The organism is Micromonospora sp. MH99 (genome assembly GCF_021442385.1).
GTDB lineage: Bacteria > Actinomycetota > Actinomycetes > Mycobacteriales > Micromonosporaceae > Micromonospora.
In genome coordinates this window covers 51,263-64,994 of sequence record NZ_MUZA01000013.1, presented here as the reverse complement: position 1 = coordinate 64,994, position 13,732 = coordinate 51,263, and the positions used below count along the sequence as shown (strand labels likewise).

Genomic DNA, 13,732 nt, shown 5'->3' with positions numbered 1-13,732 from the left:
CGTAGGACATAGCCGCAGGTCGTACGGCTCCGATCGGAGCCGCCTGTGGATCGCCGCGCCCTCGGCGGCAAGCGTCGAGGTGCGCGGCGAGGCTCGCCGACCTAGCTGAAACTCCCGCGGCCCTTGAGGGCCATGCATCCGAAAAGGAGTGGCGGACGACTGTAATCTGCACAGCGGGTAGTGAAACCACCCACAAGAGTGATGGGGTGTCCGCCCTGGGCGCTCCAGGCCCAGACGACGGTGGTGTCGAACGTACGGGGGAAACCATGTTCGAGCGGCTGGGCAGATTCGTTGTGGGCAGAGCGTGGTGGGTGATTGCCGGGTGGGTGCTGGCGGCGGCCGCCATCATCCTCACCACACCCTCGCTGAGTGACATCACCTCAGCGGATCAGGAGAGCTTCCTGCCCCGCTCGTACGAGTCCGTACAGGCCACCGAGCTCGGGCAGAAGGCGTTTCCGCAGCAGGCAACCGCAACGGCCGTCATCGTGGTCAAGCGCGCCGACGGTCAAAAACTCACGCCGGCGGATGAGGCGAAAGTGGGCCAGCTCGCCCAGGAGCTCAAGGCCAAGAACATCCCGCACACGTCCGGCTACCTGACCGGTCCGCCAGCTGTGGCGCCGGACAAGTCGGTGCAGATCATCAACGTCGGACTGGACGCCCCCACCCCTGACGATCCGACGCTGCTCGACGCCGTCCGCGATCTGCGGGCGGACATCGGCCCGGAGCTGGCGAACAGTGGACTGTCCGCGGGCGTGGCCGGCGACGTGGCGAGCTTCGTCGACAACGAGGACACCTTCAACAACGCCTTCGCCGTGGTCGGCATCGCGACGATCATCCTGATCATCGGACTGATCCTGATCATCTTCCGGAGTCCCATCGCCGCACTGCTGCCCGTGGTGGTCGTCGGCGTCGTCCTGAGCATCACGACCGGTCTCGTCGCCGCCGCCGGCAAGGCATTCGATCTCAGTGTCAGCCAGGACCTGCAGACGATCCTGCTGATTGTGCTGTTCGGCATCGGTACCGACTACATCCTGTTTCTGCTCTTCCGCTACCGGGAGCGACTGCGCGCCGGCGACGACAAGCGCACCGCGATGATCGTCACCGTCCAGCGGGTCGGCGAGGTCATCACCTCGGCCGCCGGAGCGGTAATCGTCGCGTTCCTCGTGCTGCTCCTCGCCTCCCTGGGCTTCTTCGGCTCGCTCGGCCCGGCACTCGCCATCGCGGTCGGCGTCATGCTTGTCACCTCGCTCACCCTCGTCCCCGCAGTCGTCTCCCTGCTCGGCCGGTACGTCTTCTGGCCGTCGAAGGCGTGGCAGCGTACGCCCAAGGCCACCCTGTCCCACCGGCTCGGCACCACAGTCGGGCGCCGGCCGGCACTCGTCGCGGCGATCTCCGGCGTCATCCTGGTCGCGCTCGCCGCAGGCGTGCTGAGCTACAAGGCCGACTACGACTTCAGCGCCGGCTTCCCACAGGACACCGAGTCGGCGAAGGCCGCGCAGGACCTCCAGCGCGGGTTCGCCGCCGGTGCGCTCGCCCCGACCGAGGTCTACCTGACCACCACCAACCGGTCGCCGCTGACCGAGCAACAGGTCAACGACTTTGCTGCAGCCGTAGCGAAAGCCCCGGGTGTCGGTCAGGCACAGCCCCCGGAGCGCAGTACCGACCCGAGTGTGGCCCGGGTCAACCTGCTGCTCAACGAGAACCCGGTCTCCAACAAGGCGATCACCCTCGTCCGCGAAGACCTGCGCGGCGCCGTGCACACGGCGGCCCCGCCCGGCACCCGGGCGCTGGTCGGCGGGACCACCGCGATCTTCGCGGACATCAACTCGGCGAACAACCGCGACCTGTCGGTGATCCTGCCGGTAGCTGCCGGCCTGATCGCGCTCATCCTCGCGCTGCTGCTGCGCAGCCTGGTCGCGCCGATCTACCTCGTGATCGCGGTGCTGCTCAACTTCGCCGCCACGCTGGGCGCCACCGTCTACCTCTTCCAAGGGCTGCAAGGCGAGCCAGGTGTCACCTTCCAGTTGCCGATCATCCTCTACCTCTTCGTCGTGGCCATCGGGACCGACTACAACATCCTGATGATCGCCCGACTACGCGAGGAAGCGCGGGAAGGCAACGAGCCACATGAGGCAGCCGCCATCGGCGTGCAGCACGCCGGCCCGACGGTCGCGGCAGCCGGACTGATCCTGGCCGGGACGTTCGCGGTGCTGCTGCTCGCGCCGATCTCGTTCCTGCAGCAGATGGGCTTCGCGGTGGCGATCGGCATCGTGCTGTCGGCGTTCGTGATGTCGATGTTCTTCGTTCCCGCGCTGACCGCTCTGATCGGGCACAAGGCGTGGTGGCCGGGGCACGGCGACGAGCGGCCGAACAGTGGACGACACGCCCGCGCCGTCGACCAGCCGGGCTAGTGGCACTGCGACGGCAGGATTCGACACGACTATTCCCCGACGCCCTAACAGCCCTAGGCGGCGATGGTGCGGGCGGTGGCGTAGACGTCGGCGGGTAGGGCGTGGTCGAGCCGCCAGAGGATCCGCATCGGCCGGTCGCCGGTGTGCGACTCGTACGTCATGGTGCCGGCGTAGAGGTACGGCGGCGCGCCCAGATCGCGGTCGGCGATTCGGGTCTCCCGGACGAACAAGTGCACGGTCGAACCACCTGACGTGTAGCGCTGACCGGTCGCCGAGGCCGCCGAGGTGGTGCTCTGCGACTCCCACTGGAACAGCGTGTCGGTGATGGCCCGGTCGGCGTACATGGTGGTGGGGGAGTAGTGCGCCTCCGACTTGACCAGGGTGACGAAGAACAGGTCGGCCTGGGCGTCGGGCAACCACTTCACCCCCTCGCGCAGTGAGCCCGGGTTGGTCATCCCGAACGCGGCACACGCCTCGTTGCGGCTGTACCGGGCGTGCACCCGCAGCGGCATGGCACCCGGGGCAGCAGTGGGCGTGACCCGGTGGATCCGGTCGCGCAGCACCTCGGCGACCTGGCGCAGCTCGGTGCAGCGCGCGGGCTCCTTCCACAATCGCGCCAGCCGCTCGTCACGCGTGGCGAGAGGGGCGTTCGGCCCCCAGAGGCTGAAGTGCAACATGTCCAGCAGTCGACTGCTCCCCGCGTACACCTGCTGACCTGGCGCGGGCGGTCCCGCCGCGACCCGGGTCAGCAGCTCCAGCCGGTCGGTGTCGTCGGTGTGCAGCATGCGGCCGATGGCCCGGCCCAACTCCCGGTCGTCCTCGCCCGGCGCGGCCGTCTCGATGCCGGCGAGTCGGCGCAGACCGGCCCAGCCGCCGATGCTGGCCGAGCGATAGACATCCTCGATCTCCAGGCCGGTCTCGCGCAGGAAGGTGGCCAGCCTGACGTCTCCGAGCTGCCGCAGCTCGGCCACCAGACCGGCCTTCGAGGTGGGCAGCGCACTCTTCAGGTTGGCGAGCACCACCTCCTTCGCCACGCGGTCCAGCTCCACGTGGCATCCGCTGGGCAGGCTCGGGAAGTCGTCGCGGACCGCCTCGGTGATGGCCCGCCGACTCACCCCGGTCAGGGCACGCCACCGCAGGTCGAAGCGGAAGTTGGCGTGCTGCCCGCCGATGAAGTCGAGCACCGTCAGGCAGGGCTTGTCGTCGTCGAGGCGCAGGCCACGGCCGAGCTGTTGCAGGAAGATCGTGGCGCTCTCGGTCGGCCGCAGCATAAGGATCGTGTCGACCATCGGCAGGTCGACGCCCTCGTTGAACAGGTCCACGGTCTCGAACGTCGCAGTGAACGTGTCGTAGGCCCACAGGCGTGCGTGACGGCCATAAGCTGGTTAGTTGTGCCGTGCATCCGCGATTCCTGATTGACCGATGAGCATCACGCTCTTCGAATCAAGCTGCTCTTGCGGCCTGGCACTATGCGGGACGATCATGAGGCGCTAGCCTCACGTCTATGCCTGAGCACACGAAGCCTTACAACCCGCTCGACCGTGTGGAGCTGGGTAAGAGTGTGGAGCGAGCTCTGCTTGCGCGGCCGTTAGCGCCACTGCCGCCGAAAGTAGCGTTCCCCGGTGCCGGTCTGTACGCCATCTACTACGTCGGCGATTTGGACCTCTACCGATCGATCGCTCCGCCCAGGCATGAGCCGGGAGAGATTCCAATATACGTTGGGCGTGCGAGCGCGCCCGGTGCCCGACAGGGAGCGCTGGGCCTGCGAAGCACAACTAGACAGCCCGCACTGTTCAATCGCCTCAAGGAGCACGCTAAGTCGGTACAGCTCGCCGAGGTGTACAGCGACGAGCAGGGCCAGCCAGGCCTACATCTTGCGGATTTCCTATGCCGCTACCTCGTTGCGGACGATATCTGGGTTCCACTCGCGGAGGCACTGCTGATCGCGCACTACCGGCCTGTCTGGAACGTACTGATTGATGGTTTCGGGAACCATGACCCCGGCAAAGGGCGAGGGGGGCAAGCCCGATCTTCGTGGGACATGCTCCACCCTGGACGAGCGTGGGCAGCGAAGCGTCCGGCCACTAAGAAGAGTGCTCACGACCTTAGGTACGAGGTAGGAACCCACCTAGCTGCCGTTGAACCTCCAAATCTCGACGCCGTTCCAGTCATTGGCCAGGACGTTCAAGAAGCGATGTTCAACGAGGAGGGTCTCACGCCGCTAGAGGATCGGCTCCGGGATCTTTAGTTGCCTGGGTGAGAAATGGGATGAGCGTTAGTCCCGTTGTCTCCCGTGACCCTATGAGAGCGTCAAATGCTTACAGCTAATGCGCTGCCTGAGCGAGTTTGTCGCGAAGCGCGTCGACGACCTCGAACGCCTCCTCCTCTTCGACGTCCTCGGCCCAGCCAAGTCGCCATGCTGAACCATTAGCGAGCGCCGCGTCCAGCGCCCGTGTGGCCAGTCTGCGCAGCTCTGCAGTGACCCGGACGTCCGTCCGGCCGAGGAGGAAGCGAGGGGCGTAGGCGGAGTCCGAGGGGGACGCTCCGTCGACTGCCTGGAGCAGGGTCGCGGCGGCAGCTATGGCTCGCGCGGCGTCCTCGGGTGAGAGGCCGCGCCCCGCCGCGACTGCTGCGTCGAGGGTCAGACGAACAAAGTTGGCGCGCTGATCGGGTGCGACGTTCTCCAGCTCGCCGCACCACTCGACCGCGTCATCGTTATCGAAGGGACCTAGTTGCCACGTCGCCATCGCACCTCCTCGTGGTCGTGTAACCAAACCACATCGGCCCGCCTCGCAGTCGGAGGGATCATGTTCGCGAGTAGCCGGGGCGCCGCCACGAGGAGCGGCTGCGGGTCCCGGACTCCCGCGACCCAGGGCTGTGGCTAGGGTGTGTCGCTTCCTAGATCCACAACTCCGCGGTATGCTTCTCCGATGCTCGAGCCGCCACGGAAGCCAGTCAGTGACCGTACCTCGGTGGAGTTGTTCGCTGGTGGCGGCGGCTTGGCCATGGCTGTGCATCGAGCGGGTTTTCGCCCCCTGCTGGTCAACGAGCTTATGAAGTACGCGTGCGAGACGCTCAAGGCCAACGCGGCCGTGTCGAGGGGCGAGGGCGAGCGGATTCCTTCAACCGACGAGCGATGGCCTCTCGTGGAGGGCGATGTATCGCGGGTTGAGTTCGGCTATCTATGGGATCGCGTGGATCTGTTGGCTGGCGGCCCGCCCTGTCAGCCCTTTAGCTTGGGGGGCGTCGCGCGAGGCGATGAAGATAAGCGCAACATGTTCCCACAGATGTTTCGGGCCATTCGCGAGATCCAGCCGAAGGCCGTGATCTGTGAGAATGTCAGCGGGTTGCTTCGTCCCTCGTTCCGTCCCTATTTCGAGTACATCGAGCGCGAGTTGGAACTCCCCTTCGAGGAGCGTGATGACGACGCCACTTGGCGCGAGCATGACGCGGTCCTGCAGGCGCGTCTCGCTGAAGAGCCGTCTGACCCCAAGCGGCGATATCAGGTCGTTACCACCAAGGTCAACGCAGCCGACTACGGCGTGCCACAGGTTCGAAACAGAATCATCATGGTCGCCTTCCGGTCAGACCTCGGAGTCGACATCAAAGCATTCCGGAAGGCGGTGCGGCCAAAGTTCTCGGAAGCTGCGCTGATCCGGTCCATGCTGGATGGTAGCTACTGGGAGAGGCATCGCGGCACGCCCGGCCATGTTCGGCGCCGTGCCATGTCCCGACTGCCGGCTGTTGCGCCCATGGACGACGGCCTGTCGCCCTGGCGCACCTTGCGAGATGCGCTCAAAGGACTGGATGGGCAGCCGCCCCTTCCTGAGGTGCCGTGGGATCGGCTGGACCGAAGGGAGTACAACCTCGGTGGCTTCACCGGTCACATAGGTTGGCCTGATGCGCGTATTTACGCTGGCCATACACCGAACGAACTTGATCGACCGGCGAAGACAGTCAAAGCTGGGGTGCACGGTGTGCCAGGTGGTGAATCAGTCCTACTGACTGACGAACCTCTACCCGAACCACTTGACGGTTCGCCCTATCCCTACCGTCACCGCTACATGACAGTTCGTGAGACGGCGCGAGTTATGACCTTCCCTGATCATTGGAGGCTCGCTGGCCCCAGGGGGGAACAGATGCGCCAGCTTGGCAACGCTGTACCCGTCGCGCTCGGCCAGTTCTTCGCCCGAGCTATCGCCGATGCTCTCGATGAGGCTGAGAGTCATCAATGAACTTGAATGCTGCCCGGGTAGAGGGTGGCTGGGCGGACAAGCCACCGGAACCAAGGGCCTGGAAGGGGCGACAGGGCCGCACCCGGAGAGCGGCCTCGCTTGAGCAGGACCGCGCTGCCGGTGGCCCTGAGCGGCGCTGGGTCGATCTCGGCGATGGGCGCCAGGCCCGAGCGTCTGTAGAACTCAAACTGTTGCCGAAAACTCGCAGAATTAGGGCGTATCTGCGCTGGTCCGATAACGGCCGCTCACCCACTCGCTATCTCGGTGAGGTTGAGTACACGACGCGAGCCGAGAACCTGACTGAGGGCTGGCGCCTTGCGTGGAGTCGAGGCTTTCTTGCTCTACCCGATACGGGAGAGAGTGCGAAATCTTGGGCGAAGAATTCGAACGTGCGCGCTGTTATGCGCGCCAACAAGGCTCGTGATACCCGACCTGAACGACGGCTACGTTCGCTATTGCACAAGAGGGGCCTGCGTTACCGCGTTAACTGCAGACCGCTGGCCGATGTGCGACGCACTGCTGACATAATATTCTCTGCCGCCCGCGTAGCGGTTTTCGTCGACGGTTGCTACTGGCATGGATGTCCGGAGCACTACCGGCCGGCCCGAGTAAATGACCGCTTCTGGCACGAGAAGATCGACCGAAACCGCGCGCGGGACCGCGAGACAGAACAGATGCTCGCGGATGCCGGCTGGTCGGTGATTAGGGTCTGGGAGCACGAGGACCCTGTGGCGGCTGCGGACCGCGTTGAAGACCTTGTCAAGGGCAGCCGCCTTCGGCCCGTTGAGTGAAGTGGCTGCCACCGCCTTACCGCAGAGGGCTTCAGCGATGCCCTCTCGGTCGACCGTCGACTTCGCCGGGTGCCCACTCTGGCGGAAAGAGCAGGATCCGGACCTCCGGGATCGTGGCGAAGGCACTTTTAATGAGCGGCTTAACATCGTTCCAGTTGAGGCCGCCGTTTCCGCAGCCCAGGGCGGGAATCGCTACTGAATTGATTTTCTTCTCATCAACCACGTGGACTAGATCGGCCAGTCCAGCCTCAATGTCGTCCAGCTTCGAGTCTGTCCGCCAGTGGCCCTTCGTGGGGAAGTTGATCACATACCTCTGCGGGCCAGGTCGCCCCGAGTCAAAGATGAACATTCGCCCTAATTCGACTCTTCTCTCGCGGCAAGCCGTGCGGTAAGCCGCGTAGTTGGCGGGGTGGGCGCGTTTGAACTGAAGGGCGATCCCCTTTCCCATCACCCCGACTGTGTTGACGGGATTGACTAGCCCGTCCGCCTCGGCATTAAGTAGGTTGCCATGGCTCAAAATGATCATTTGGCGTGATTCCTTGTGCATCTGTAGTACCAGTTTACTCTGACATCTTGTAGGGACATGTCAATGTCGGCGCCGAAACGGACTTCTCGCCTGTTGCCATTGGTCTCCGTGTGGCTGCGACTTCCCTGCAGGCGCGGAGATCACCAGGTATGAGATGCAGAGACCGGGTGCCCTAAGAGGGCGCACTGTCAGCGAATAGGCTTCGGGCGGGAAAGGTCGGCGAAAGGTATCCAGCGGGCGGTCGAATCGCCGTGACTTATGGAGTTCAGGCGATTTGTAAACTCGGCCGCCACCTGCGGTGACGTGGCTAGGTATGGCATGACAGCCGCGATCATCTTCAGTTCTCGAACCTCTCTTAGGATCTCCCACAAAGGGTCACGGGTGACGTCGAAGCCGTAAGCGGTAGCCATAGAGAGGTGCCGCCCATTCGTGCCGAACCTCAACTCAGCGACCGCTACCGCCGCTAGGTCAATCTGCCATGGGCCAACGGATGTGGAGTCGAAGTCGCACATGACCACTCGGCCCGATGGCTCTCGGAGTAGATTGCCGACGTGCGCGTCGCCGTGTACGAGCGCCTGCGGTCCGCCTTCGTTGAGGACTGCTGCCCTCGGTTCCAATAGGTCGCACCAAGTGGCGAGGAAATCGCGGTCGGGCTCGCTTAGGCCCTCGGCATCGGATAGGCGTTGCCTTGCATCCCCGATGGGATTCCATTTGGGCACTGGGAAGGGCGGCACACCGAGGGCATGGAAATCGCGCAGCACTGTACCGAGGTCTTCCACCGTGGCTGCAGGCGTGCGCGGTGCAATGTATTGCCATACAGAAGCAACCAGATCCCCGACGTCGATGGGCTGCTCGACGTGCGCTAAGCGGATCGTCGGCGCGTCGATGTCAGCGAACCAGCGCGCAAGGCGTATGACTTTGGTCGCCCGATCCCTCAGTTGGTGGGTCCGCGCGATTCGGATGACGATTCCAGCCGTGGGCAGCGCGAAGACAGCGTTGTTGGTGAATCGCAGCAGGTGAGCATCGTGGGCCGACTGGTCAAGGGCAGCGGCGATGTCCCGCATGGCCGCCGTCATGGTCTCCTCGGAGAAGCGTCCGCTCATGCAGCCATCGCCGCCCGAGCATTGAGGGCGCTCTCGAACGCGGCTACCTCCGGAAGCGGCCGATGCCGAGTGAGATCACGACGCAGATTGACGACCCGATCAATCACGCGCTTGGAACTCATTGCCTCGGCCATCTTCAGCACGCGCGTGCCGACCGCGAGCGCCTGCTCGGGCTCGTCGGCGAGGAACAGCGCGCTGCACAGGCCAATCTCGTTCAGCACCGTGCTACGCACGTTCCCAGCGCCGAACGCGGCGATGGACTCTCTGCCCCAGCGCACCGCCTCGGCCGCGTGCCTGCTGTCCCGCCGTGCCATGTCTCGGTACACGCGACCGTACTGCGCGAACAACTCCCCGCGGTCGTAAAAGCCCATCCACGAAGGCTCGCGCTCCTTGTCGAAGCGCACGAACTGGTCACTTGCTTTCCCGAGGGTTTTCAGGGCAGTTCGGTGGTCACCGAGGGCTGCGACCGAAGCTGCTTCCGCGCCCCAGAGCAGGGCCTTCGCCGCTGGGGTGGCCTGTGGACCGAGCTGCGCGTGAGTTAGTTGCAGTGTCGCGAGGGCGTCCCGATTGTGGCGGAGGTGCTGAAGCTGCTTGGCCTGCGCGTACCGGATCATCGCGACCAACGGAACGTTCCCAGACGTCAGCGCAGCCCGCTCCCCGGCGACAAAGTGCCGCTGCGCGTCGTCGTGCCTACCCGCGTCGAGCGCGGTCCAGCCGGCCAGTTGCCGGGCTGCCGCCACCGCTGCGACGAGAGGCGGCGTGAGCCCAGCGGTGTGCGACCAATCAAGCATCCGGTACACCGACTCGGCGAACCGAGCCACCTCCCGATACAGCAGACCACCGCCACATTCCCGGTCCACCGACCGGTACAGCTCCAAGACCGCGTTCAGTCGAGCGACATCCGCCGTGCCGATGCGCCGGGGCTGAACGAATTCGCTCCCACCGAGCAGGCCGGCGCCCGCAGCGACAGCGGCGATACCGGCTAACAAGGCCCGTCTACCCTCGTCCGGCCCGCCGCTCCCTCGATCCGTTGAGTCGCGGGGGCTTTCAGCCCCTTCAACAGACCGCCGAGGCTGACCAGGGAGCGCGAACCATAGGCAAGGGGCTGGTATCCTGAGAAGCTGCGCCCAATGCGACAGGCGGTCCAGGTGCACCAGTGGTGGCCCGTTCTCCACCCTGCTCAACTGCGCCTGCGTGATCCCGAGCCATCCCGCCACCACGGTCTGCGGCAACGCGACCCGCCCGTGGTACGGATGGCATCGGTAAGCCCTGATCACCCGTCCCAGATGTCGCTCGGCCAAGGCTTGCCGCACCGGCTCGTGTTCCCAGAAGCTCGCTGGCACCACGGGCGGCCTGCTCAGCCGGTCACGTTCGGCGGCCTGGCACGGCGTGCACCGTCCGCTGTCGTTGTCCCGGGCCAGCCGACCGCCACACCGAGGGCAGTTCGCGTGTGTCACGGGCGGCTCCGTCCAGTTCGCCTCATCGAACCTGTCCATTGAACACGGTGCGTGGAGCGCTGGTATACGCACGACGCATATCTTCAAGGGCCGCCGATCACGGGGACCTCAGGACGGGCGATACATCTGCACCGCCTCGATGACCACGACCCAGCGATCTCGTCGTGCCGTCGGGCCCAGCGCCCTGCCGTCGGCGACGACGACACCAGCGCCGCGCAGCACCGCCAGGTGGCCGGCATATGCCGGATGGTCGGCCAACTCCGTCTTGACGTGCGGGAAGGCCAGGATGGGTAGGCCCGCGCCCAGCGACTCGTTGAGGACGCCGAGCGCCAGCGTGTCGTTGATGCCCAAAGCCCACTTGGTCACCGTGTTGAACGTGACCGGCGCGGCTACCACCACATCGGCCGGTGGGTGCGGCTCGGGGTCGCCGGGCATCCGCCACTCGACGCGTACGAGATAGCCGGTCTTCTCTTGCAACGCCGCCCGGTCGAGCCACGGCGCGGCGGTGGGGCTGACGATCATGCACACCTGCCAGCCGTCGGCGATCAGCAGGTCGACCAGCTCGTCGATATGCTCCGCGGGCCCGGCGGCGCAGACGACCAGGTACAGCACCGGACGTTCCGTCATGCCCGCAGTCTGCCCGATCCGGTCGTCGCGTAGTCGACCACATACGGAGCGCGCATGCTGCCGATGATCACCGTGGCATGCCGTCGTGCCTGGTCAAAGGAGAGGGTCGACGCACGGCCCGGGGCGGGTGCTGGCTCCGGAGTTGGCCGGCCCTCAACGGCGCAGCTCCGCACCCGCCCGCCCCGGCGCCACCCGATCCGTCGACGTCTCGGAGCCGCCATGCCCACCCCTCATCAACCCACGCCACCGGCCGACCTGGTCGCCCGATGGTTGCGCCTGGTGGCGGCGGACGCGGAGCTGTCGCCGTACCTCATCGGGGTTGATCTGGACAGGCTCGCCACGCACCTGGCGACCGTGCTCGACGGGAACGCAACCCAATGGTGCGGTCTGGGGCTGTCGGAGACGCAGCATCGACGGGTCGTCGACTACCTGGAGGGCGTCCTGCGGGCGGCCGAGCTGCCGGACGGTCGGATTGCCCAGGTCAGGCGGGCGTTCGAGGTGGGTGCGTGAACCTCGCCGCCGCCTGGACGTCTGTCGACGACCGGGCGGCTGGTGACTTCTGGTGCATGCTGGAGGACCGCCGCCCCGGGTTGCTGCCGCAGCGCGAGGCGTCCCTGTTCTTCGCCGCATTTGGCGGTCTCGTGGCTGGCGGCGATGACCGGGCGGGTCGGGCCGCGCTGCTCATGGTGCTCGGCCGCGCCTACCGTCGCTACGACCTGCTCCCACACGCCACCACCGTCGGCGACGCGCTGCTCGCCATCCTGGCCCGGCACGCACCGCCTCCCCTGTGGACGACCGTGTGGGAGCGCGCCGTGGACCGCACCACGCACGCCGTCCGTCGCGCCGCCGCCCGCGTCGGCGACGGCCCGGCCTGGTGGCCCGCCGAGGTGATCGGCCACGAGCGGCCGTCGCCGGGCGTCGCCATCCTGACGGTACGTCCCTGGCGGCGGCTGCCCCACCACCCCGGTCAGGCCGTCCCCGTCTGCACACCACGCCTGCCCGGCCGCTGGCGCTGGCTCTCACCAGCCAACGCCCCACGCGCCGACGGCACCGTCGAGCTGCACGTCCGCGCCGTACCCGCCGGCACGGTCTCCCACCGCCTGGTTCATGAGGTACGCCCCGGCGAGCTGCTCTGGCTGGGCCCACCCGGCAACACTGGCCTGCGGTTGGACCCGAGGCGTGCCGGCGATCTGCTGCTCGTCGCCGGTGGTACCGGCCTGGCGCCGCTGCGCGCCCTGGTCGAGCAGGTCGCCACCGCCCCCGACGGCCGGCGGGTGACCCTGGTCGTCGGGGCCCGCGCCTTCGTCGACCTGTACGACGCGATAGCCCTCGACAAGCTGCAATGCGCCCACGACTGGCTGACGATCGTGCCGGCGTTCTCCGACGACCCCTGCGCCGGGCCGGCGGAGCAGGGCGATGCCCTCACCATCGCCCTCGACCACCACCGCCCCGGCCAGGACATCTACCTGTGCGGCCCGCCCGCGATGTTGGTTGGCGCCCGGTCACGGCTGCTGGCCCTGGGCATCCCCGCCGCCCGCCTCCACACGCCCGCGACCTTCACCTGATGGGAGATCTACTTCCTCCTATCCGAAAGCACGAGTAAATCGGTCCAGCGCTGGGCCCTCATCTTGTTAGCCTGACCGCCAATCCACGATCGTGGGAGATGAACATGACCGGACATTGGGAAGCTGACCGGGCCGCCCGCTTTTCGCGCCGACTCGGCAAGTCCGCCGCGGAGTTGGGCGAAAGTGGGGGAACGACGACCTGTCCCGACGTCTGGGAGCTGTCCAACGGTGATGTCGCGGTCATCGGCCGCGATCTGACCGACGTCCTTGCGACTCGGCTGCCCGACGGTGTGAGCGTCGGAGCCGACGAACGGGTGGTCGTCATTCCGCGAAGCATGCTCGTGGCCGCCAAGCCGGACATCCCGGATGCGTGACCTACTGGGTGGAGCCAAACGGCAGCGACTGAGCCTTGCCGAGTACGACGCCGACTTCTACGCCACCGTCGAGTCGACCGACGGGCCCATCCTCAAGACCGAGCGGATCCAGACCTTCCGCGAGCCGGGAAGCCCCAGCTGGGAGGCGTACGCAGACGGTCGATGGGAGGATGCTCTTCGGATCGCCGCCGAGCCGAACCCGGAGCTGGCCGCGTTCTTCAAGCACCTCGACCAGCTCGGTTCCGGGCTCCGGCGCCTGCGGATCGTCGAGCTGCCGCTGACGCCGTACCTGACCTGGGAGCTGCATTTTCTTCGCTACCGCGCCCAAGTTGGAGAGCAGATCCGCGTGCTGGACGCGCGATCAGTCAGCGACTGGGAGGCTGCGGCCGGCACCGTTCCGGAGCTGATGGTGGTTGGCAGTCGAGCCGTCTACGAAGTCCTCTATGACAGCTCCGGCACGCCGATCGGCGCCGAGAAGAGCGTGGAGCCGATGGTGGTGCAAGCCTGCCGAACCGAGGTCCTGGCCCTGCTCGAAAAGGCTGAGCCGTTCGAATCCTTCTTCGTTCGGGAGGTCGACGGGACAAGGCCGGCCGGGCCGCAGCTGTAGTAACCTGCCTCCACAGCGAGCGTGGAGGCAGTGTGC

13 protein-coding genes and 1 pseudogene are annotated in these 13,732 nt (G+C 66.3%); 8 read left to right on the top strand and 6 right to left on the bottom strand.

Annotated features, from left to right (window positions below):
• Positions 1-311 precede the first annotated feature (311 nt).
• Complete coding sequence (locus tag B0E54_RS09795) at positions 312-2,411, top strand: MMPL family transporter (RefSeq protein WP_234583021.1); 2,100 nt, start codon at positions 312-314, stop codon at positions 2,409-2,411.
• Positions 2,412-2,464: 53 nt separating this feature from the next.
• On the opposite strand, the pseudogene B0E54_RS09790 reads toward B0E54_RS09795, so the two are convergent.
• Positions 2,465-3,736 (bottom strand): annotated as a pseudogene (locus B0E54_RS09790) (DUF3427 domain-containing protein); the annotation flags it as partial.
• Positions 3,737-3,915: 179 nt separating this feature from the next.
• Here B0E54_RS09790 and B0E54_RS09785 point away from each other — a divergent pair.
• Complete coding sequence (locus B0E54_RS09785) at positions 3,916-4,659, top strand: Eco29kI family restriction endonuclease (protein ID WP_234583018.1); 744 nt, start codon at positions 3,916-3,918, stop codon at positions 4,657-4,659.
• Positions 4,660-4,735: 76 nt separating this feature from the next.
• Here the strand turns inward: B0E54_RS09785 and B0E54_RS09780 are convergent, their stop codons facing one another.
• Positions 4,736-5,158, bottom strand: a complete 423-nt coding sequence (locus tag B0E54_RS09780) for a DUF4259 domain-containing protein (protein WP_234583016.1) — start codon at positions 5,156-5,158, stop codon at positions 4,736-4,738.
• A gap of 225 nt (positions 5,159-5,383) precedes the next feature.
• On the opposite strand from B0E54_RS09780, the gene B0E54_RS09775 reads away from it, so the two are divergent.
• On the top strand, positions 5,384-6,646 hold the full coding sequence (locus B0E54_RS09775; RefSeq protein WP_234583014.1) for a DNA cytosine methyltransferase: 1,263 nt from the start codon (positions 5,384-5,386) through the stop codon (positions 6,644-6,646).
• The gene (locus B0E54_RS32765) at positions 6,643-7,437 is read left to right on the top strand and encodes a very short patch repair endonuclease (RefSeq protein WP_308195344.1); all 795 of its coding nucleotides are present in this window, start codon (positions 6,643-6,645) and stop codon (positions 7,435-7,437) included. Before B0E54_RS09775 ends, B0E54_RS32765 begins: the two co-directional genes overlap by 4 nt.
• A 31-nt stretch (positions 7,438-7,468) precedes the next feature.
• Here the strand turns inward: B0E54_RS32765 and B0E54_RS09765 are convergent, their stop codons facing one another.
• The 4 genes from B0E54_RS09765 to B0E54_RS09750 form a co-directional block, all read right to left on the bottom strand.
• Complete coding sequence (locus tag B0E54_RS09765; protein ID WP_234583011.1) at positions 7,469-7,984, bottom strand: macro domain-containing protein; 516 nt, start codon at positions 7,982-7,984, stop codon at positions 7,469-7,471.
• Between the two features lie 167 nt (positions 7,985-8,151).
• The gene (locus tag B0E54_RS09760; RefSeq protein WP_234583010.1) at positions 8,152-9,066 is read right to left on the bottom strand and encodes an aminoglycoside phosphotransferase family protein; all 915 of its coding nucleotides are present in this window, start codon (positions 9,064-9,066) and stop codon (positions 8,152-8,154) included.
• The gene (locus B0E54_RS09755) at positions 9,063-10,055 is read right to left on the bottom strand and encodes a hypothetical protein (protein WP_234583009.1); all 993 of its coding nucleotides are present in this window, start codon (positions 10,053-10,055) and stop codon (positions 9,063-9,065) included. The genes B0E54_RS09760 and B0E54_RS09755 overlap by 4 nt, the downstream gene beginning before the upstream one ends.
• Before the next feature lie 576 nt (positions 10,056-10,631).
• Positions 10,632-11,150, bottom strand: coding sequence for a flavoprotein (locus tag B0E54_RS09750; RefSeq protein ID WP_234583008.1), 519 nt, complete (start codon positions 11,148-11,150; stop codon positions 10,632-10,634).
• Positions 11,151-11,369: 219 nt separating this feature from the next.
• Between B0E54_RS09750 and B0E54_RS09745 the strand changes: the two genes are divergently transcribed.
• The 4 genes from B0E54_RS09745 to B0E54_RS09730 all read left to right on the top strand — a co-directional run bounded on the left by B0E54_RS09745 (position 11,370) and on the right by B0E54_RS09730 (position 13,696).
• Positions 11,370-11,660, top strand: a complete 291-nt coding sequence (locus B0E54_RS09745; RefSeq protein ID WP_234583007.1) for a hypothetical protein — start codon at positions 11,370-11,372, stop codon at positions 11,658-11,660.
• Entirely contained in the window at positions 11,657-12,715 is a 1,059-nt protein-coding gene (locus B0E54_RS09740) for an FAD-binding oxidoreductase (RefSeq protein ID WP_234583006.1), read from the top strand. Before B0E54_RS09745 ends, B0E54_RS09740 begins: the two co-directional genes overlap by 4 nt.
• 98 nt (positions 12,716-12,813) lie before the next feature.
• Positions 12,814-13,089: a hypothetical protein gene (locus B0E54_RS09735; RefSeq protein ID WP_234583005.1), complete on the top strand. Its 276-nt coding sequence runs from the start codon at positions 12,814-12,816 to the stop codon at positions 13,087-13,089.
• Positions 13,082-13,696 (top strand): DUF6879 family protein, encoded by a 615-nt coding sequence (locus B0E54_RS09730; protein ID WP_234583004.1) that lies wholly within the window; start codon positions 13,082-13,084, stop codon positions 13,694-13,696. Before B0E54_RS09735 ends, B0E54_RS09730 begins: the two co-directional genes overlap by 8 nt.
• Positions 13,697-13,732: the final 36 nt, after the last annotated feature.